We start from the raw sequence: 22,782 nt of genomic DNA, 5'->3' as shown, positions 1-22,782 counted from the left end.
TGATTAGCGGAGCGCTTGTATGGAAATAACCGAACAGGCAGCTAATTTTTACTCAAAAAATAACTAATAAAATTTATAGAATAGGGTCGATAGCATGACTTAAGATGGACTGATTGCTTAGGTTTTTCGTTCGTTTTGAGACTGCCAATAAGAGGACCCTCAATAGAGGCCTCGCTCGACATTTTTATCCATGATTGGAGGTAGCGCCATGAAAAAAAGGCAGCTTGTATTATTTAGTCTATTCACTTTACTTGCATCCATTTTTATCAATCCGGTCCTAGTCATCTCAAATGAGTTAACTTTTGAAACAGGAACGAGTCAAGTAAAGTCATCAGTCACTACGGAGCAATCGACTAACGGCACCGATCAGTCGACTGAAAGAAACTTATCTACAGGTTCCAGCTCAGCCGGAACTACTGAAATAACTAGCGAAAGCTCAACCGCCAACACGCAGGTAGGAGCGAATATTTCTGATACACTGTTGAATAAACAAACGGTTTTGCCGCAAGCAACGGAAGTTCAAGATGTAACACACCTCGTTGATCTAGCGGATGTAAATGTGCTCGTCAATAATGGGCGCGGTTTCACTCACTTAATTCAAGACGGACAACTAGTAACGGATGCACCTACGCCAATTCCAGGAAATACCATTCGTTTTGAATATAAATGGGCAATTTTGCCAGAAAAGCTAGCGCAAATAAAGGCGGGGGATTATTTTACATTTTCTCTGCCAGCGGATCATTTTTCATACAACAACACGGATGCGTTTCCTTTAACTAATCAAGAGAATCGTGAAATCGGAACGACGCAGCTGTTGGATAATAAAATAAAAATCACATTGAATGAGACTGCTGTTTCAATGGGCGCAATTAAAAATAGTGTGGTGCATGCCGATGGTCAGATTGAAAAAAGCGGGACAGATATTATCATAACCGCAGAAAATGGTGTACAACTGCCACCTTTCACCATTGGGGACCTGGGTGGATCGGCCGCGGAATATCCGAGTACACTGACGCACATTCTCGCGAAAAATGGCGTACAAATCTCTGGCCAAAACAAAGTCAATTGGGATATCCTTGTCAATTTTGATAATGCGCGCAAACGATTTAATGGCCAGACGTATGACACGCTGAATGATGCGTTTTTGATTGATGAATTGCAAGGGGAGCAAACCATTTCTTCAATTAAGATACAAACGATTTTATACACGGCAACTTCGACAGGCGAGATGTCTAACAATTCCTTCCTCTATACGGATGTGACGCAGACGGCTCCATTGGAGTATCAAATCAAACGAGTTTCTCCAAAAACAACTGATCTATCTGTCGAAAATTTCAAGCAAACCTTAAAGGACAGAGGAGAGCCTGGCTACGGTATGATTAATAACACGGTCGTGGTTTATTTTGGCAGTCTGCCTAGTCAGCAAATACAGCTACCAGATAGATACAAAAATAACAATTATCAAGAAATCGAGAACTTATTAACCGACCAATTAAATGCCGGAGAAATTACTTATGATGGCTATAAGCAAACATTAACACGATTTCGTTCAGGTGCTGAAGACGAAATTAATGGGTACCAAGTCACGATTCAAACCGCGGTTACTGGTGCATCTAAAACATTAAAAAACCAAGCAAAGCTGCTCTATTCTAAAGGCGAAGTTAATTCAAACATTTGGGAGCTTGATTTTAGAAAAGTGGGCGGCAATGCTGAGACGATTGACGCAAAAACGTTGAAGGTACATAAGCAAGATGACGCTGGTAATAATCTCGAAGGGGTTGTTTTCAAAATTCAGCGATGGAATAAATCCACTAACACCTACGAAGATTACCGGGCAAATGGCACAGTTGGTACGATTGAGGTCAGCACAGATAGTCTTGGTGAAGCACTATTTAGCGAATTAGAAGAAGGAAAATATCGCGTAATCGAAACCCAAGGCTTAGCCGGATATGGGACACCCGTGTACGCACCTTCGAACGAATTTGAAGTAACTAACAAAGATAAATCTAAGATCGAGATCACGGTGACAAATCCTGTCCTCAAACCGACTTCGCTTAGTTTAGAAGCGCGTAAAATATTAGAGGGTCGACCGCTAGAATCTGGTGAATTTCAATTTGAGCTAGTCGATGAAGAGGGCCGAGTCGTACAAGTGAGTAGCAATGAAGAAAATGGCGCTGTGTATTTCTCCCCAATTCAATACGACAAAGCTGGTGAATATCACTACACAATCCGTGAGGAAAAAGGCTCATTGGGCGGCATCACCTATGACCCAATCGTCTACGAAGTGACAGTTTATGTCGAAGAGGTGAACGGGCAACTCACGGCTAGACCTGCTTACCATGGGGATATGACATTCAGAAATACATATGCTGTCGAGCCTAGCAGTCTCATTATCCAAGCCTATAAATCAGTAACTGGTCGACAGATGAAAGAAGATGAATTCCATTTTGAATTGATTGATGAGGACGGGAATATCCTTCGAACGGCTACGAATAATCATGAAGGAAGAATTTACTTTGAGCCCATCGAGTACACAGCCGCTGGCGAATATCAGTACACGATTCGCGAGGTAATTGGCACGGATGGAACGATTACCTATGATTCCACGGAATATAGCGTGACGGTTTATGTCTCAGAATTCAATGGGGAACTGATTGTCTCACCGCTGTACCAAAGTCGACCTGAATTCAGAAATAACTACACCCCAGCCATAGGTTCGGCGGTCATAGAAGCGAGTAAAGTCTTAGAAGGCCGACAATTATATAACGGGGAATTCGAGTTTGAGTTGGTGGATCAGGACGGAAAAGTTCTTCAAACAATTGCTAATAACGCCGATGGAAATATTTTCTTTGATGCGATTGAGTATGACAAAGCTGGCGAGTACAGTTATACGATTCGCGAAAAAGTTGGGAACGATGCAACGATTTCTTATGACTCTAGTTCATATCAAGTGACGGTGAACGTTGAAGATATCGACGGGCAATTGATTGCGACACCTAGTTATAGTGGAAATCCAGAGTTTAAAAATATTTATACACCAAAAAAAGGTAATGTTGCTTTAGAAGCAAGTAAAATTTTGGAAGGTCGCTCATTAAGTAGCGAGGAATTCCAATTTGAACTTGTTGATGAAGAGGGAAAAGTCATTCAAACCTCAAGTAATAACGTGGATGGAATGATTTTCTTCGACGCAATTGAGTATGACAAGGTTGGTGAATACAGTTATACCATCCGCGAAAAAGCTGGGAACGATGCGACAATTTCTTACGATAGTAGTTCGTATCAAGTAACGGTAAATGTGGAAGATGTCGATGGACAATTGATTGCGACACCTAGTTATAGTGGGAATCCGGAATTTAAAAACACTTATACACCGAAAAAAGGTAGTGTTGTTTTAGAAGCTAGAAAAGTCTTGGAAGGGCGCTCGTTAAGTAGTGGAGAATTTCAATTTGAGTTGGTTGATAAAGATGGAAAAGTCATTCAAACCTCAAGTAATAACGTGGATGGAATGATTTTCTTCGACGCGATTGAGTATGACAAAGCTGGCGAATATAGCTACACAATCCGCGAAAAAGCGGGGAATGATGCAACGATTTCTTATGATTCTAGTTCGTATCAAGTGACGGTGAATGTGGAAGATATCGACGGACAATTGACTGCGACTCCGACTTACAGTGAAAATCCGGAGTTTAAAAATGTTTACACGCCTAAGAAAGGCAGCCTTATTTTAGAAGCTAGTAAGATTCTGAAAGGTCGCTCGTTAAGTAGTGGAGAATTTCAATTTGAGTTGGTTGATAAAGATGGAAAAGTCATTCAAACCTCAAGTAATAACGTGGATGGAATGATTTTCTTCGACGCGATTGAGTATGACAAAGCTGGCGAATATAGCTACACAATCCGCGAAAAAGTGGGGAACGATACGACAATTTCTTATGATAGTAGTTCATATCAAGTGACGGTGAACGTTGAAGATATCGACGGGCAAATGACTGCGACTCCTGCTTATAGTGGGAATCCGGAGTTCAAAAATGTTTACACACCAAAGAGCGGCAGTATTGCTTTAGAAGCAAATAAAATTTTGGAAGGTCGTTCGTTAAGTAGTGGAGAATTTCAATTTGAACTTGTTGATGAAGACGGTAAAGTTCTTCAAACGACTCACAATGATATCACTGGAAAAATGTATTTCGACACGATTGAGTATGACAAAGCTGGTGAATTTAGCTACACAATCCGCGAAAAAGCTGGAAACGATGCAACGATTTCTTATGATTCTAGTTCATATCAAGTGACGGTGAATGTTGAGGATATCGATGGTCAACTAATTGCGACACCTAGTTATAGTGGGAATCCGGAGTTTAAAAACACTTATACACCGGAAAAAGGTAGCGTTGCTTTAGAAGCGAGTAAGATTTTGGAAGGTCGTTCATTAAGTAGCGGAGAATTTCAATTTGAGTTGGTTGATAAAGATGGAAAAGTACTTCAAACAGCTACTAATAATATTGATGGGAAAATTTTCTTCAACACAATTGAGTATGACAAGGTTGGTGAGTACAGTTATACCATCCGTGAAAAAGCAGGAAACGATGCAACGATTTCTTACGATAATAGTTCATATCAAGTTACGGTGAACGTTGAAGATATCGACGGACAATTGACCGCGACTCCTAGTTATAGTGGAAATCCAGAGTTTAAAAACATTTACACACCGAAAAAAGGTAGTGTTGCTTTAGAAGCAAGTAAAATTTTGGAAGGTCGCTCATTAAGTAGTGGCGAGTTCCAATTTGATTTGGTAGATAAAGATGGGAAAGTTCTTCAAACAGCTACCAATAATGTTGATGGGAAGATTTTCTTCAATACAATTGAATACGATAAAGCTGGTGAATTCAGCTACACAATCCGCGAAAAAGTGGGAAATGATACGACAATTTCTTACGATAATAGTTCATATCAAGTGACGGTGAACGTTGAAGATATCGATGGACAACTAACTGCGACACCTAGTTATAGTGGAAATCCGGAGTTTAAAAATATTTACACGCCTGAGAAAGGTAGTGTTGCTTTAGAAGCCAGTAAGATTTTGGAAGGTCGCTCGTTAAGTAGTGGCGAATTCCAATTTGAACTGCTAGATAAAGATGGGAAGGTTCTTCAAACTTCTAGTAATACTCTTGATGGAAATATTTTCTTTGATGCAATTGAGTATGACAAAGCTGGTGAATACAATTATATGATTCGGGAAAAATCGGGGAATGATGAAACTATTTCTTACGATGATCGAACGTATTCAGTAACTGTTAACGTAAAAGACGGCGATGGAAAACTGACTGCGGCCCCGACCTACAGTGGTAATCCTGAGTTTAAAAATACCTACACACCGAAAAAAGGCAGTCTTGTTTTAGAAGCGAATAAAATTCTAGATGGACGTCAACTGAGTAACGGTGAATTCCAATTTGAGTTAGTTGATAAAGACGGTAAAGTTCTTCAAACGACTACTAATAATTCTGATGGAAAGATTTTCTTCAATGCAATCGAATACGATAAAGCTGGCGAATATCAATATACGATTCGCGAGAAAACTGGGAATGATTCGACGATTTCTTACGACAGTCAGTCCTATCAAGTTACGGTAAACGTAAAAGACGTCGATGGGCAACTGACTGCGACTCCGACTTACAGTGGTAATCCTGAATTTAAAAATATCTATACACCGAAAAAAGGCAGTCTTGTTTTAGAAGCGAATAAAATTTTAAATGGACGTCAACTAAGTAACGGCGAATTCCAGTTTGAATTAATCGACAAAGATGGAAAAGTTATTCAAACAGCTTCCAACGATGTTGTCGGAAAAATCTATTTCGACACAATTGAGTATAACAAAGCTGGCGAGTATAGTTACACGATTCGGGAAAAAGTGGGGAACGATGAGACTATTTCATACGATAATAGTTCGTATCAAGTTACTGTGAGTGTTGAAGATGTCGATGGTCAACTGACAGCTACATCAATCTACAGTGGTAATCCTGAATTCAAAAATACTTATACACCGAAAAAAGGCAGTCTTGTTTTAGAAGCGAATAAAATTCTAGATGGACGTCAACTAAGTAACGGTGAATTCCAATTTGAGTTAGTTGATAAAAACGGAAAAGTTATTCAAGCAGCTTCCAATGATGTTGTCGGAAAAATCTATTTCGACACAATTGAGTATGACAAAGCTGGCGAATACAGTTACACAATCCGCGAAAAAACTGGGAACGATGAGACAATTTCTTACGATTCTAGTTCATATCAAGTGACGGTGAATGTTGAAGATATCGATGGGCAACTGACTGTGACTCCGACTTACAGTGAAAATCCTGAGTTTAAAAATACTTATACACCGAAAAAAGGTGGTCTTGCGATAGAGGCAAGTACAGTCTTGGACGGACGACAACTAACTAATAGTGAGTTCCAATTTGAGTTGATTGATAAAGACGGAAAAGTTATTCAAACAGCTACCAATAATTCTGATGGAAAGATTTTCTTCGACACGATTGAATATGATAAAGCTGGTGAGTATAGTTACACGATTCGGGAAAAAGCGGGGAACGACGAGACTATTTCATACGATAATAGTTCGTATCAAGTTACTGTGAGTGTGGAAGATATCGATGGGCAACTGACAGCTACATCAACCTACAGTGGAAATCCTGAATTTAAAAATATTTACACGCCTGAGAATGGCAGTCTTATTTTAGAGGCAAGCAAAGTATTGGAAGGTCGCTCATTAAGCAGTGGCGAGTTCCAGTTTGAATTGCTAGATAAAAATAGAAAAGTTATTCAAACAGCTACCAATAATTCTGATGGGAAGATTTACTTCGCTCCAATCGAATACGATAAAGCCGGCGAATATCAATACATGATTCGCGAAAAATCTGGGAATGATGAAACTATTTCTTATGATGATCGAACGTATTCAGTAACTGTTAATGTGAAAGATGTTGATGGAAAACTGACTGCGACTCCGGCTTACAGTGGAAATCCTGAATTTAAAAATATTTACACGCCAAAGAATGGCAGTCTTGTTTTAGAGGCAAGTAAAGTCTTGGAAGGTCGCTCGTTAAGTAGTGGCGAATTCCAATTTGAATTACTGGATAAAAATGGGAAAGTTCTTCAAACGGCTTCCAACGATGTTGTCGGAAAAATCTATTTCGACACAATTGAGTATGACAAAGCTGGCGAATACAGTTACACAATCCGCGAAAAATCTGGGAACGATGAGACGATTTCATACGATAATAGTTCATATCAAGTTACTGTGAGTGTTGAAGATATCGATGGACAACTGACAGCTACATCAACCTACAGTGGAAATCCTGAGTTCAAAAATATTTATACGCCTGAGAATAGCAGTCTTATTTTAGAAGCAAGCAAAGTGTTAGAAGGACGCCAACTAAGTAACGGTGAATTCCAGTTTGAATTGATCGACAAAGATGGAAAAATCGTTCAGACAACTACCAATAATCCTGATGGAAAAATATTCTTTACAGCAATCGAATACAATAAAGCTGGTGAATACAGCTACACGATTCGTGAAAAGTCTGGAACCGATGAGACAATTTCTTACGATAATAGTACGTATCAAGTTGTCGTCTCAGTTAAAGAACAAAACGGGAAACTAAATGCTACAGCTAGTTACAAAGGTAACCCTGAGTTCAAAAATATTTATACGCCTGAGAATGGCAGTCTTATTTTAGAAGCAAGCAAAATATTAGAAGGTCGCTCATTAAGTAATGGCGAGTTCCAATTTGAATTAGTTAATAAGGATGGAAAAGTTCTTCAAACAACTACAAATAATTCTGACGGAAAAATTTTCTTTGAGGCAATCGAGTATGATAAAGCTGGCGAATATCAATACACAATCCGCGAGAAAGCTGGAAATGATGCGACGATTTCTTACGACAATAGTATGTACCAAGTTACGGTGAATGTTGAAGATATCGATGGTCAACTGATTGTGACTCCGACTTATAGTGGTAATCCTGAGTTCAAAAACACTTACACACCGAAAAAAGGTAGTCTCGTTTTAGAAGCAGCTAAAATTTTGGAAGGTCGTTCATTAAGTAACGGTGAGTTCCAATTTGAGTTAGTTAATAAGGACGGAAAAGTTCTTCAGACAACTACAAATAATTCTGACGGAAAAATTTTCTTTGAGGCAATCGAGTATGATAAAGCTGGCGAATATCAATACACGATTCGCGAAAAATCTGGGAACGATTCGACGATTACTTACGATAATCGAACTTATTCTGTAACTGTTAATGTAAAAGATATCGACGGACAACTGATTGCGACTCCAACTTACAGTGGAAATCCTGAATTCAAAAATATTTATACAACAAAAAAAGGGAGTCTTGTTTTAGAAGCGAGTAAAGTTCTTGAAGGACGTTCGTTAAATAACAGCGAATTCCAATTTGAATTGGTGGATAAAGATGGAAAAGTTCTTCAATCAGCTACCAATAATTCTGAAGGAAAGATTTTCTTCAGTGCAATTGATTATGATAAAGCTGGTGAATATAGCTATACAATTCGCGAAAAAGCTGGAAACGATGCGACCATTACTTACGATTCTAGTTCGTATCAAGTCACCGTAAACGTTAAAGATATCGACGGACAACTGATTGCGACTCCAACTTACAGTGGAAATCTAGAGTTTAAGAATACTTATACACTGAAAAAAGGCAGTCTCATTTTAGAAGCGAATAAAATTCTAGATGGACGTCAACTAAGTAATGGTGAATTCCAATTTGAATTAGTTGATAAAGATGGAAAAGTCATTCAGACAACTACCAATGATGCTGCTGGAAAAATCTTCTTTAAGGCAATCGAGTATGATAAAGATGGCGAATATAGCTACACGATTCGCGAAAAAGCGGGGAACGACGCGACAATCACTTACGACAATAGTACGTATCCAGTTACTGTTAAGGTTGAAGAACAGAATGGAAAACTGATTGCCACAGCTAGCTATTCTAACAACCCTGAATTCAAGAATACTTACACTCCGAAAAAAGACAGCATAGTTTTAGAAGCGAACAAAGTTTTAGATGGCCGTCAGATGAGTAATGGAGAATTTGAATTTGAGTTGGTGGATAAAGATGGAAAAGTCATTCAGACAACTACCAATGATGCTGCTGGATCGATTTATTTCAAAGAGATTGAGTACGATAAAGCTGGAAAATACAGCTACTCAATTCGTGAAAAAGTAGGGAACGATGAACACATTACTTACGATAAAAACGAATTCTCAGTATCAGTCAATGTAGTGAATAACCGAGGGAAACTTGTTGCCACTCCGACTTACAGTGACACGCCAACATTCAAAAATACCTATACGCCGAAAAAAGGCAGTATCGTATTGGAAGCAAGCGTAGTGTTGGAGGGACGTTCATTGCGTAGAGATGAATTCCAATTTGAGTTGATTGATAAAAATGGAAAAGTTCTTCAAACAACTACCAATAATGCTGCTGGATCGATTTATTTTGAAGAGATTGAATACGATAAATTGGGGGAATATAGCTACACAATCCGCGAAAAGTTTGGTAATGATCAGACGATTACCTACGATCGTAAGACTCACAAAGTCACTGTTAGTGTTGAACAACAGGATGGACAGCTCACACCGACGCTAGCCTCTGACAGTAAAATCATTTTCAAAAATAGTTACACATCGATAGAAATTGGAAGGGCTGATTCTGGAGTTTCTGAAGGTTTAACCGGTAGCGTCACTCTCAAAAAAATCGATAAATCTTCTGGTAAGAAATTGCCTGGGGCTAAGTTTGAGCTTAGAAATGCTGATTCAAAAGTTATTATGAAAGAATTGGTGACAGATAAGAATGGTGAGGTTCTAATCAGTGGACTTTCTGCAGGTGAATATCATTTAATCGAAACACAAGCACCTGATGGCTATGTGTTAGACCCAACACCGATTCATTTTGATATTGTTGAAAACCACAATTTAGCAGTTAACGATGAGAAGCTCCCGGCAAATACCACCGAGACTATCACGAAAACTGAACGAAAAACTACAGAGAAATCTTTACCGAAAACTGGTTTTAATGCTAATTTATCTATCCTGCTGATTGTTATCGGTTATCTACTCTTAACAATTTTCATGATTTTTAGTCGAAAGAAAAAGCCTCAAAAAGAAGATGAAATAGAGTGGTAAAGAACAAATAAATGTAGCCTATTCACCGTAAACGTGTGGATAGGCTACGTTTTTATTTAAGCAGGTAGTATCGATAGAGCAGTTAAACACAGTGTCACATGCCCAGTCCTGTATTTTCGCTGAGTTTTATGCAGCACTTATTTCTTCCACCTCGACAAAAAAAACTGATGATTATTTTAATTTCGGAAAAACGTTTCGAAAAAAAGACGTTCGAAAATGAGAAAGCGTTGACAACTATACATTTTGATGATAGAATCCTTTTGTAAATAAGAAAAAAACTGAAAATAACGATGGTAGTTATTTTTAGAGTGATGTGACTGGTAAGCAGGCAGAACTCAGATTATATATCGGCGACCCCCTATGAATGGTGGTTTGTTTGATGTATGGTCTGAGTTTTTTTTCTGGAAAGGAGTAAATGATGAAGGTAAAAAAAATAATAAATAATAACATAGCAATTATTGAAAAAGGGGGTCATGAATCAATTATTTACGCGCCAGGAGTGGCATTTAGATTTAAGAAGGGACAGCGAATTAGTGAACAAGATATTACGAAAACGTATGTCTTAGATTCTGCTGACCGCTTGGAACATTTTAGCTACTTGTTAGCAAAATCTGATGAAAAGACCATTCAGCTATTAAATGATTTAGTCACTTACGGCGAAAAACTATTGGAGAGAGAAGCTAGTGATTATTTATATTTAGCTTTACTGGATCATATCTCTTTTGCATGGAAACGAGGAGAGAAAGGACAATTTATTCGTAGTCCCCTTTCATGGGAGGTTAAGAAATTTTATCCTACATATTATGAAATCGGTCTATATGCGATTAAAAAGATGCAGGAATGCTATCATATTGATTTCCCAGAAGACGAAGCCGTTTCCATTGCTTTACACTTTGTAAATATCCAAGAAGACAAATCTTTTTTGAATGAAAGAATTGAAGATATGGAAACTTTGAGAGATATACTAAGCATCATTAAATACAATTTCAATATAACCTTTGATGAATCTTCTATAAACTATATGCGTTTAGTGACTCATCTACAGTATTTTATCGAGCGACTGAGAAACAAACGGATATACGCAGATGAAGAATCTGTGTTATTTCAGCAAGTCAAAGAAATTTATCTAGAATCTTATGCTGTAGTTCAGAAGATTGAAATATATGTTACCGAGAAATTCAAACAAACACTATCTCAAGAAGAATACACATATTTAATCGTTCATATCAACAGAGTTACTGAGAGAAAGGAAAATAAAGATGAAGTATAAAGAATTTAATGAACAGATTATCGAATTAGTAGGTGGAAAAGACAATGTCAAGGCGGTTGTTCACTGTATGACTCGCCTACGCTTTACATTAAAAGACGTAAATCGTGCACAAACAGAGGCTATTAAGAACATGGATGGGGTCATCGATGTGGTGAGTAATAATGTTGCTTACCAAATCATTGTCGGCACTCACGTAAATGATGTTTATAAAGAATTGATTGATTTGTTAGGTCTTCAGCCTTCCAAAGAAGTCTCATCGACAGAGAAAAAAAATATTGTAAAAGCTATTTTAGATGTCGTTTCAGAATCAATGAACCCAATTCTAGAACCAATTATCTGTGCTGGATTATTAGCTGCTTTACTCTCAATTGTTTCTTTAACAGGTATTATTTCACCAGACAGCTCAACTTATCAAATTTTTGATGCTTTAAGAAGTGCTGTATTTTATTTCTTACCTATCTTTATGGCAATGAGCAGTGCGAAGCGACTAGGTGTTAGTCCTTACTTGGCAGTTGCTTTAGCGGCTACTATCCTGTCTGAACCGATAAATGACGTGGCTGGACTTAATTTGTTCGGTATTCCTTTGCCACAAATAACTTATGCAAATAGTTTTATTCCAATTTTACTTGCAATTTGGTTTATGGGGTACGTAACTAAATTTGTGAAAAAAATAGTACCAAATTCTCTCCAATATTTCTTAACCCCTCTATTAATTATGGCAATTATGCTTCCAGCGACTTTGCTATTCTTTGGTCCTTTGGGTTATTATTTAGGTGAAGGAATCATTGCCTTCTTCAATCTATTGATGAAATATGTCGGCAGTTGGTTCGTGATGATGCTCTATTCAGGGCTTCAACCATTCATTATCATGTTAGGTGCAGGGAATTTCATCATGCCTGTCGTCGCTTCATTAATTGCTTCAAACGGCTATGATCCAGCATTTATTTCTTCGGCAACTATTTCAGATATTGCTGTAGGTGGCGCTATGTTAGGTTACTTTATCAGAACAAGAAATAGTAAGCAAAAGCAACTTTTTGGGACAGTTACGTTATCAGCTATTTTAGGAGTGACTGAACCAGCAATTTACGGGGTATTTGTCAAATTCCGTCGTCCATTCATCGCTGTAATGATTGGTGGTGGCTTAGGTGGGCTATTTGCAGGAATTACAGGAGTCAAAGCGTATTCTGTTGCTTGGGGCTTACTGGGCTTGCCATCTTATATTGGTCAAGGGGATTTCAAAAATTTATGGCTAATGGTTAGCGCAGTCGTTATCAGCTTTGTTGGTGCAGCAATTGCTGCTTATCTGCTAGGTATTCCGGCAGATGAGGCAACCGCCGACGACAAAAATACTGAAACAATTGTAAGTGAAGCCGATTCTGCTGTAAGCTTACGTTCAACTGCGTTATCTAGTGTCGCTCAAGGATCCCTAGTTCAATTATCAGAAGTCGCTGACCAAGCTTTCTCAACAGGAGCTCTTGGCAAAGGAATTGGTATAATACCTGAAAAAGATGAGATATACTCACCAATTGATGGTGAAATTACCGTTGTATTTCCGACAAAACATGCCATAGGAATTAAAGGATTGCACGGCGAAGAAGTATTAATTCATATCGGTATTGATACAGTTTCTCTAGAAGGACAATTTTTTGATGTCTCTGTAAAACAAGGTGATACTGTCAAAAAAGGCCAAAAAATCGGACAAGTTGATTTTGAACAAGTTCAAGCAGCTGGTTTTGATTCCACTATCATGGTCGTTATCACCAATACAGGGGATTACTTAGATGTCATTCCAATGAGCAACAAAAAGGTGCAAACCTTAGATGAATCACTAAATATTATACTGGAATAGAGGGAACACAAGTGAAAATAGCTAACGATTTTTTATGGGGTGGGAGCATTGCTGCTCACCAATGTGAAGGAGCTTTCGATGAAGACAATAAAGGCCTAGGTATTATGGATTTAGTGACGGTTGGTGCTTATGGTCAACCACGAGAAATCCACAAACAGCTTTCTTCTAAAGATAGATATCCGTCCCACGATGGAATCGATTTTTATCATCGTTACAAAGAAGACATCGAATTATTTGCAGAAATGGGATTTAAAGCCCTACGGATTTCTATTGATTGGTCTAGAATATTTCCAAATGGAGATGAGGAAACTCCTAATCAAGCAGGAATCGAATTTTATAAAAATGTTGTAAACGAATTGTTGAAAAATGGAATCGAACCAATTGTCACGTTGTATCACTTCGAGATGCCGATTTATTTGGTTACAGAATATGGTTCTTGGACAAATCGAAAAGTAATTGATTTTTATTTGAAATTTTGTCAAACAATGTTTGAAGCTCTAAAAGGGAAAGTAAAGTACTGGGTTACTTTTAATGAAATGAATCATATTGATCCTCAAACTGAAGCAAGTGATATTTTTACTTACATCATTGCCGGACTGAAGTACTCCGAATTAGAGAATAAAGAACAAACTTTAGCTACAATTGGCTATAACATGACATTAGCAAGTTGTTTAGCTGTTGAATTAGGGCATAAAATTGATGATACAAATCAAATAGGTTGTGTCTTTGGTATTGAGCCTGTATACCCAGTAGATTGCAATCCGATAAATGTGATGAATGCCTTTAAGCAGATGGACCGAGACTTTTACCAAATCGATGCCATGTGTACCGGCCAGTTCCCAGCCTACAAATTACATGAGTATGAGGATCAAGGGCTGACTATTTCAATAACAGATGAAGATATTGAGGCTTTTGCCAAAGGTAAACTAGATTTCATTGGCATGAACTACTACGCTTCTTCAGTTGCAGAATATGAAGGAGCAGATGAAGGAAAAAGTGCGTTGTTTGGTGGTTTACAAAATCCATTTTTACCAACTAGCAAATGGGGCTGGGCAATCGATCCTACTGGCTTACGATATCTGTTGAACTATACGTATCGTAAATACGGATTACCAATTATTATTACTGAAAATGGTTTGGGTGCCGTCGACGAATTGACCTCAGATAATAAAATTTCTGATGACTATCGAATTGAGTATTTGTCGCAGCATATACAAGAAATGAGAAAAGCCATCGAGTTAGACCAAGTTGACTGTTTCGGATATTTAACCTGGGGACCTATTGATTTAGTTAGTGCTACAACTGGACAAATGAGTAAACGATACGGCTTTATTCACGTTGATTTGGATGACGATGGGCAGGGCACTCTCAATCGCTCAAAGAAAAAATCGTTTGACTGGTACAAACAAGTCATCGAATCAAATGGTGAACACTTATAATATTGCATTACAAATAACTAATAAAAGTAAGAAGAAAGTGGCAGAGAAATGTCACCTTCTTCTTACTTTTTTATACCACCATTTATTCAAACGACTTACGCCAAAAACCTTTAAAATGTCTTCGAGATATAATCCACTAATTAATTCATCCCACATACAAAAAACACAACTGCTAATTTATCGAAATATCCCAAAAGTTGATGGGCAATCACTAATATCTTGAATAATGATTATTTTTTAAAATCTAAATGAGTTTTTTCTCATTTTCGTCACATTGTGTAGTATAATTGAAACAACAAAATTTTAGGAGTGAAGTTAATGACAAAAATTGCAATTATTGGGTATGGAAATTTGGGACGCGGTGTCGAGCGTGCGTTAGCACTTACTCCTGATATGGATTTGGTTGGTGTATTTACCCGTAGAGCGCCGGAAACAGTTAATACTTATGGCGCAAAAGCTTATCACATGGATGATTTATTGGCAAAACAAGGCGAGATTGATGTATGTATTTTATGTGGTGGTTCAGCGACTGATTTACCGGTCCAAACGCCTGAAATCACTAAATTATTCAACACTATCGATAGCTTTGATACGCATGCAAAGATTCCTGAACACTTTGCCGCGGTCGATCAAGTAGCCAAAGAGAATCAAACCGTTTCAATCATCTCGACAGGTTGGGATCCAGGTTTATTCAGCTTAAATCGTTTATATGCACAAAGTATTTTACCGAATGGAAATACTTATACATTCTGGGGAAAAGGGGTCAGTCAAGGGCATTCTGATGCGCTTAGAAGAATTACTGGCGTGGCAGATGCGACACAATATACGATTCCTAATGAAGAGATTATTAACCGCCTAAAAGCTGGTGAGAAACTAGAATTGAGTACCCGTGACAAACATTTCAGAGAATGTTTTGTGGTGCTCGAAGCAGGTGCTGATGCTGCCGCAATCAAAGAAGAGATTGTGACTATGCCGAATTATTTTTCTGACTACGATACCGAGGTTCATTTTATCTCCCAAGAAGAGTTAAATAAAAATCATAAAGATATGCCTCATGGTGGAACAGTCCTTCATATCGGTGAGACTTCTGAACAAACAAAACAAGTTATTGAATACAATCTTGCGTTAGATAGCAACCCGGAATTTACTGCTAGTGTCTTAGTTGCTTATGCGAGAGCGGGTGCCCGTCTAGCTGCAGAAAAACAGTTTGGTGCCTATACTGTCCTGGATATTGCACCGAAATATTTATCACCAATCGACGCAGAAACGTTAAGAAAAGAGTTGTTATAGAAGTTATAGTTATAAAGGAAGTAGTTCTATCACGTCCGCCAGTGCTTAAGATGTTTCACCTTTAAGGATGGAGACCCTTCAGCCCGAGCGTGTCTCAGACATAGAAGCTAGTGATTCTTTTAGAGCAATACTTTTGAAAAAGGAGAACTATAATCAACGACTTTTTCATACATCTGTAGACAAAAAAACAATCTTGCGTGAGAGCTTCGTTCTCTACCAAGATTGTTTTTTTGTTTAAAAAGTATATCAATTTGAACTTATCCATTCTATATTTTACGTATAGTAAAAGAAGGTATAAGCCATAAAGAAAAATAAAAAAATGTCTCCAATCAGTAATGATACGCCACTGTACTGCAAAATACTCAATTTTTTAGCCATCGCAATAATGATCAAAATCATACTCAAAAAGTATAATATAAACGGTACCACAAAAATAACCATTTTTAATCTCTCCCTGTAAACACGTCGAACCATAAGATGAAGTTCACTTTTCTACGTTTCATTGTAACAGCAACTTTATTAAGAGTAAAATCTAAAGCAGTCTATCATTGAAGCCTCGATTCTCCTTACTGCGATTTTTACGCTCCTTCTGCGAATAACTTCCTTCTTAAATTAATAGTAAAAAGCAACCACTGACATCCACAAAACCCAATTTAACTCATGTACCAATAGCAAACCTTATATAATAGAAGAAACACCTATCCATTATCTGAAAATCCGGATGATTATTGTGCTCATCCAGACACTGTACCTTCTTATTTTCGTTCCTTCTTTATAAAGAGAAGGTGATTACAAAAGTCCTGTTGGATAGATTAATCGTACAAATATTTCGTGAGACAGTAGTTTAAGCAAGCTTATCATGAAAGTTTCATCTAGAACGTGAATAAGAAACTAAAACAAGCTCGTGTTTATCTAGCACTCTGTTGAAACTAGCTGCTCAAACGTTATCTATTCTTTTATTCCTTTTAATCGACTTGAGAAAATTTAAAGTAAATAAAGCCTTTAATAGAAAGAATTCGCTCTGATTTTTCAAAAAAGAACAAAAAATTAAAACAATTCGGTTTTTTGACACAATTTCAAAAGCATTCTGAATTGTCTGAAGCTTTTAAATGCTATTTTTTTGTTATTTTTATGGTTACATTTTATGTTATTTTATTCGCTAGTTATTATTAAAATCCTCTCATTAAAATCCAATTTCTACTATTTTTTTCGCGGATAAATAAAAACGGTCATTTTATGGTTGACAAAGAAATAGAAACGTACTATGCTACGGGTAAGTTAATAACAAAGCAATGAAAGAAAAGCAGTAGAGAAATGACCTCTGTCTAAGAGAGCTAGTGGTGGTGTGAACTAGTACAAGTTATGGATCGAATTACATTCTGGAGCTTTTGCCTTTAAGGCACGTGTAACGGCGATACTCGTTTCGAGGTTTATAGAAGCAGCGTCTAGCTATTCTGTAGACAAATTTGGGTGGTACCACGATAATTATCGTCCCTAAGTCTAACGACTTAGGGACTTTTTTTATTTTCCATCCTAAAATACGTGTAAGAGCTTTGTTGATTCACCATCAACAAGCTTTCAATAAAAAATAACCGGAGGGTGAGTACATGAACATTATTGATGAGTTAACATGGCGCGATGCCATCAACCAACAAACAAACGAAGAGGGTCTTCGTGAACTGACAGAAAGCACAAGTATTTCACTCTATTGTGGCGTTGATCCAACAGGCGATAGTATGCACATTGGCCACTTAATTCCTTTCATGATGATGAAGAGATTTCAATTAGCAGGGCACCATCCTTACATTTTGATTGGTGGCGGAACTGGAACAATCGGCGATCCAAGTGGTCGTACAACAGAACGTGTTTTACAAACAATGGAGACTGTTCAGCACAACGTCGACAGCCTTTCTAACCAAATGAAAAAACTATTCGGTAAAGACGCCAATGTTACCATGGTGAACAACTACGACTGGTTGTCACAGCTGTCATTACTAGATTTCTTAAGAGATTTCGGTAAAAACTTTAACGTCAATACGATGTTAGCAAAAGATATTGTGGCGAGCCGTTTAGACGTGGGTATTTCATTTACAGAGTTTACTTACCAAATCTTACAATCCGTTGACTTCTTGCAATTGTACAAAGATCATAACGTGCAATTACAAATTGGTGGCGCGGATCAGTGGGGCAACATTACTGCTGGATTAGACTTAATTCGTAAAAAAGAGGGCGCTGAAGCAAAAGCCTTCGGACTAACAATTCCATTAATGCTTAAAGCGGATGGAACTAAATTTGGGAAAACAGCTGGTGGCGCAATTTGGTTGGATCCAAACAAAACATCACCATTCGAATTCTACCAATTCTGGTTAAACCAAGATGACCGTGATGTAGTTAGATACCTTAAATTCTTCACGTTCTTAGATAAAGAAGAAATCGATGCTTTAGCTAAAAAAGTCGAAACAGATCCTGGTAAACGTGAAGCACAACGCCGTTTAGCGGAAGAAGTGACAACGTTTGTTCATAGCGAAGAAGCGTTAAGAGAAGCCCAAAAAATTACGGAAGCACTATTCTCAGGCAACATCAAAGAGTTAACGATAGAAGAGATTGAGCAAGGGTTTGAACACATGCCAACAGTCGAAGTTTCTGCTGAAACGAAGAACATTGTTGAGTGGTTAGTGGATACAAAAATCGAGCCATCAAAACGTCAAGCCCGCGAAGATGTAAGCAATGGAGCTATTAGCATTAACGGTGATCGTATCACCGATTTAGATTTTGCAATCGATCCGTCACAACAATTCGATGGAAAATTCGTTGTTGTACGAAAAGGGAAGAAAAAATACTTTTTGGCAAAAGTAGTGAAATAAAGTTTCTAATAATCTCATGAAGAGAAGACTTGAGATTATTTGAGCCTAGTTAAAATTCACTTCTCCTTCTGGGGGCTACGTGAACCGTTAATGTGATAGGAAAGAGGAAATCTGTCTTTACAGGTTTCCTCTTCTTTTTTTATGATAAGACGCACGTTATAAAATGAGAAAATGAGAAGAGAATGAGCAGGCTTGTTATCTATAACCCTTTACAGAATGTTTTTTTAGGTGTACGTTTTGAGAGCAAAATCTAAATCAACAAAAATTTGTAAGGAGGAATTTTTCGTATGAATAACGAAAAAATGCCAAAAGGCGAAATGAACTTGAATGCTTTGTTTATAGGGGACAAAGCAGAGAACGGTCAATTATACAAGGATTTGTTAGTTGATCTAGTAGATGAACATCTTGGTTGGCGTCAAAATTATATGCCACAAGATATGCCAGTCATCTCTTCTCAAGAGCGAACATCAGAAAGTTACAGAAATACAGTCAATCACATGAAAGATGTTCTGAATGAAATTTCTTCTCGGATGCGTACACATTCAGTTCCATGGCATACAGCGGGTAGATATTGGGGCCACATGAATGCCGAAACGCTAATGCCTTCTCTATTAGCGTATAACTTTGCGATGCTATGGAATGGAAACAACGTAGCCTATGAATCTTCTCCAGCAACTTCTCAGATGGAAGAAGAAGTCGGCCACGAATTTGCTCAATTGATGAGCTACCAAGACGGTTGGGGACATATTGTCGCTGACGGTTCTTTAGCTAACTTAGAAGGATTATGGTATGCCCGCAATATTAAATCATTGCCATTTGCCATTAAAGAAGTTAAACCTGAGCTAGTTGCAGGTAAATCTGATTGGGCCTTATTAAACATGTCAACTAAAGAAATTATGGACTTGTTGACAGATGCAGAAGATGACATCGATGAAATCAAAGCTCACTCTGCACGTAGCGGAAAACATCTGCAAGAATTGGGTAAATGGTTAGTGCCACAAACCAAACATTACTCTTGGCTAAAAGCAGCCGATATTATTGGGATTGGTTTGGATCAAGTGATTCCTGTACCGGTGGACCATAATTATCGGATGGACATCAACGAATTAGAAAAAATTGTCCGTCAATTAGCAGCTGAAAAGACACCTATTTTAGGCGTAGTCGGCGTGGTTGGTTCCACAGAAGAGGGCGCAATCGACAGTATTGATAAAATTATTGACCTTCGCGATGAACTAGCAGCTGATGGTATCTATTACTACGTGCATGTGGATGCAGCGTATGGTGGCTATGGCCGAGCAATCTTCCTAGACGAAGACAATCAGTTCATTCCTTATGAAAAATTACAAGAAGTACACGCTGAGTATGGTGTCTTCACTGAACAAAAAGAACACATCTCACGAGATGTTTATGAAGCTTATAAAGCAATTGAACGTGCAGAGTCTGTCACGATTGACCCACATAAAATGGGCTACATTCCTTATTCTGCCGGCGGAATTGTGATACAAGATATCCGTATGCGCGACGTGATTTCTTACTTTGCAACCTACGTTTTTGAAAAAGGCGCAGATATTCCAGCGTTATTAGGAGCTTACATTTTGGAAGGCTCAAAAGCGGGCGCAACAGCTGCCTCTGTCTGGGCGGCTCACCATGTATTGCCTTTAAATGTCGCAGGGTACGGAAAATTAATCGGTGCCTCAATCGAAGGCTCACACAATTTCTACCACTTCTTGAATGATTTATCATTTACCGTGGGGGACAAAGAAATCGAAGTGCATACCTTAACGCACCCAGACTTTAATATGGTGGATTATGTCTTTAAAGAAAAAGGCAACGACGATTTGGTTGCTATGAACAAGTTGAACCATGACGTCTATGACCATGCTTCTTACGTGAAAGGGAACATCTACAACAATGAATTCATTACCTCTCACACCGATTTTGCAATTCCAGATTATGGCAATAGTCCATTACAATTTGTCAACAATCTTGGATTTAGCAACGAAGAATGGGCTCGTGCAGGGAAAGTCACTGTCTTACGGGCTGCTGTAATGACCCCTTACATGAACAAAAAAGAAGAATTCGACGTATACGCTCCTAAAATTGTTGCTGCGTTACAAGAAAAGTTAGAACAAATCTATAACGTCAGTAAATAATTAACAAAACTGGAAGTTAACGACTGGAAAGGGCTCTGCCAGAATCTTATCATAGCCGTACTCTTTAGATAAACGGTGCGCCAGAAGTAGCTTCTGGTACAACCTTTCTCGTCTTTCAGGTAAAAGGCATGGTCTGCCCTTTGCCAACTCATGCACTGCGCGTCCATGCCTCTTTATCTAGCGTTTTGATAAGGAGTGTAAAAATTGGATAAAAAACAAGTTAAAAAAATAGAATTAGGGACCTTCATCGGACTGACAATGGCGCTGTGTGCCACGGTTCGAAGTATCCCAACACTAGCCGCTGTCGGCTGGACGTTAATTTCCTATACAATCTTCGCTGTGATCTTTTTTGCGGGACCAATCGCCTTAATTTCTGGTGAATTGTCTACCATGTTACCTCAAGAAGGTGGACCACAATTATGGGTCAAAACTGCGTTAGGTAGCAAGTGGGGCTTTGTTGTCGCTTGGCTACTTTGGGTTCAAATGTTTCCTGGTATGGTGATGGTCGCTTCAACTTTGGGCCCACTATTAGGAAATACCTTCGGCAATGTCGAACTTGGCAATAATCACTGGTTCGTTCTCGGCTGTATTTTGGTCATTTATTGGATCATCACGATTCTCAATCTAAAATTTGATATGGCAAAAGTCGGTGGCAACATCGGCGTTTGGCTGGGCGTCTATATTCCCGTGTTGGTAATGGTGATTTTGGGCTTGCTTTCATTCTTTAAAGTCGGCCTCGTTACCACAGACTATTTAGGAACATTTTCTTGGTCAAAAGTCATGCCAAATCTTGAAAATATGGATTCTTTCAAATATTTAGCCGGGATTACCTTTATCTTTGTCGGCATCGAGATGTCGTCGGTCTATATCCCTCGTTTGAAAGATGCTACGAAAAATTATACAAAAGGCGTCTTCATTTCACTGATTGGTTTAGTGTTATTAAATGTGATTAATGCTCTGTTTGTCGCAAATGTCGTGCCTGATCATAAAATGGAGCTGTCGAATATCACGCAACCAATCTTGATCTATTGCGATATTCTAGGTTTACCTTCAATTATCGGCAATATCTTTAGCTTTATGGTCTTTATTGGCGTTCTTTTGCAGCTATCTGCTTGGGTTACTGGGCCTTCTAAAACGATTATTCAAGTCGCTCGTGATGGTTTATTGCCGCCAAAATTCGGTTTCCATCGCGAAAATAAATACGGCGTTTCTCGCAATGTTGTGTTGACACAAACCATCGTCATTTCACTCTTTGCGTTATTATATGGCGTCATGGATGATGTCAATGCCGTCTTCTTAACGCTGACAAATGCCACCACAATTATTTACAGCATCGTCTATATCTTAATCGCTGTAGCCATTATCAAGCTCCGCAAGTCTCAACCAGATACATTGCGTCCATATCGTATTGGTAAATCAGGTAACGGCTTAGCTTACGCAGTCTCTGTTATGTTAATTATTGGGATTGCCGTAGTCGTCTTTGCGACACTTGGGACAACCTCAATCATTGATGCCGTGTTGGTCAGCTTGATTACGATTGCTATGTTTGTGATTCCTTTGATTATTCATCACTTTAAGCACGATGACTGGTTAACTGAGGTTCAAAAAGAAGAAGATAAGCAGGATACGTTAGCTTAAGAACCCTTCACTTTATTAATGATTATTATTGCTGTTAAAGAAACTGGGAAAGCTTCAGATGTCTTGCGAGCTAACTCAGTTTCT

General features: G+C 38.3%; 9 protein-coding genes and 1 other annotated feature. Of the genes, 8 read left to right on the top strand and 1 reads right to left on the bottom strand.

The window, feature by feature from the left end:
- Positions 1-208: 208 nt before the first annotated feature.
- From BAU15_RS07100 to BAU15_RS07080, 5 genes are all read left to right on the top strand, one after another.
- Positions 209-10,195: a Spy0128 family protein gene (locus BAU15_RS07100; protein WP_161842044.1), complete on the top strand. Its 9,987-nt coding sequence runs from the start codon at positions 209-211 to the stop codon at positions 10,193-10,195.
- 418 nt (positions 10,196-10,613) lie between these two features.
- Positions 10,614-11,465, top strand: a complete 852-nt coding sequence (locus BAU15_RS07095) for a PRD domain-containing protein (protein WP_161842043.1) — start codon at positions 10,614-10,616, stop codon at positions 11,463-11,465.
- Positions 11,455-13,314 (top strand): beta-glucoside-specific PTS transporter subunit IIABC, encoded by a 1,860-nt coding sequence (locus BAU15_RS07090; protein ID WP_161842042.1) that lies wholly within the window; start codon positions 11,455-11,457, stop codon positions 13,312-13,314. The genes BAU15_RS07095 and BAU15_RS07090 overlap by 11 nt, the downstream gene beginning before the upstream one ends.
- Before the next feature lie 11 nt (positions 13,315-13,325).
- Positions 13,326-14,753 carry a glycoside hydrolase family 1 protein gene (locus tag BAU15_RS07085; protein ID WP_161842041.1) on the top strand — a complete coding sequence of 476 codons (1,428 nt, stop codon included), beginning with the start codon at positions 13,326-13,328 and terminating at the stop codon, positions 14,751-14,753.
- A 318-nt stretch (positions 14,754-15,071) separates the two neighbouring features.
- Positions 15,072-16,043 (top strand): diaminopimelate dehydrogenase, encoded by a 972-nt coding sequence (locus BAU15_RS07080; RefSeq protein ID WP_161842040.1) that lies wholly within the window; start codon positions 15,072-15,074, stop codon positions 16,041-16,043.
- 273 nt (positions 16,044-16,316) lie between these two features.
- Here BAU15_RS07080 and BAU15_RS07075 read toward each other — a convergent pair whose 3' ends face one another.
- Entirely contained in the window at positions 16,317-16,484 is a 168-nt protein-coding gene (locus tag BAU15_RS07075; protein WP_161842039.1) for a hypothetical protein, read from the bottom strand.
- Between the two features lie 842 nt (positions 16,485-17,326).
- Positions 17,327-17,542: a binding site (T-box leader), on the top strand.
- A gap of 108 nt (positions 17,543-17,650) precedes the next feature.
- Here BAU15_RS07075 and tyrS point away from each other — a divergent pair.
- From tyrS to tyrP, 3 genes are all read left to right on the top strand, one after another.
- The gene (tyrS, locus tag BAU15_RS07070) at positions 17,651-18,907 is read left to right on the top strand and encodes a tyrosine--tRNA ligase (protein ID WP_161842038.1); all 1,257 of its coding nucleotides are present in this window, start codon (positions 17,651-17,653) and stop codon (positions 18,905-18,907) included.
- A 287-nt stretch (positions 18,908-19,194) separates the two neighbouring features.
- Positions 19,195-21,060, top strand: a complete 1,866-nt coding sequence (gene tdc, locus BAU15_RS07065) for a tyrosine decarboxylase (RefSeq protein ID WP_161842037.1) — start codon at positions 19,195-19,197, stop codon at positions 21,058-21,060.
- 204 nt (positions 21,061-21,264) lie between these two features.
- Entirely contained in the window at positions 21,265-22,698 is a 1,434-nt protein-coding gene (gene tyrP, locus BAU15_RS07060; protein ID WP_161842036.1) for a tyrosine-tyramine antiporter, read from the top strand.
- Positions 22,699-22,782 lie beyond the last annotated feature (84 nt).

The organism is Candidatus Enterococcus huntleyi, assembly GCF_009933175.1.
In the GTDB taxonomy this organism is placed as follows: Bacteria; Bacillota; Bacilli; order Lactobacillales; family Enterococcaceae; genus Enterococcus_K; species Enterococcus_K huntleyi.
Note: the sequence above shows the minus strand (reverse complement) of the source record. Positions and strands in the feature narration are given on the sequence as shown.

What these genes read in the sequence shown, in the direction of transcription:
- BAU15_RS07100 (WP_161842044.1), top strand. Translation starts at nt 209, where the DNA reads ATGAAAAAAAGGCAGCTTGTATTATTTAGTCTATTCACTTTACTTGCA.
- BAU15_RS07095 (WP_161842043.1), top strand. Translation starts at nt 10,614, where the DNA reads ATGAAGGTAAAAAAAATAATAAATAATAACATAGCAATTATTGAAAAA.
- BAU15_RS07090 (WP_161842042.1), top strand. Translation starts at nt 11,455, where the DNA reads ATGAAGTATAAAGAATTTAATGAACAGATTATCGAATTAGTAGGTGGA.
- BAU15_RS07080 (WP_161842040.1), top strand. Translation starts at nt 15,072, where the DNA reads ATGACAAAAATTGCAATTATTGGGTATGGAAATTTGGGACGCGGTGTC.
- BAU15_RS07075 (WP_161842039.1), bottom strand. Translation starts at nt 16,484, where the DNA reads ATGGTTATTTTTGTGGTACCGTTTATATTATACTTTTTGAGTATGATT.
- tyrS (WP_161842038.1), top strand. Translation starts at nt 17,651, where the DNA reads ATGAACATTATTGATGAGTTAACATGGCGCGATGCCATCAACCAACAA.
- tdc (WP_161842037.1), top strand. Translation starts at nt 19,195, where the DNA reads ATGAATAACGAAAAAATGCCAAAAGGCGAAATGAACTTGAATGCTTTG.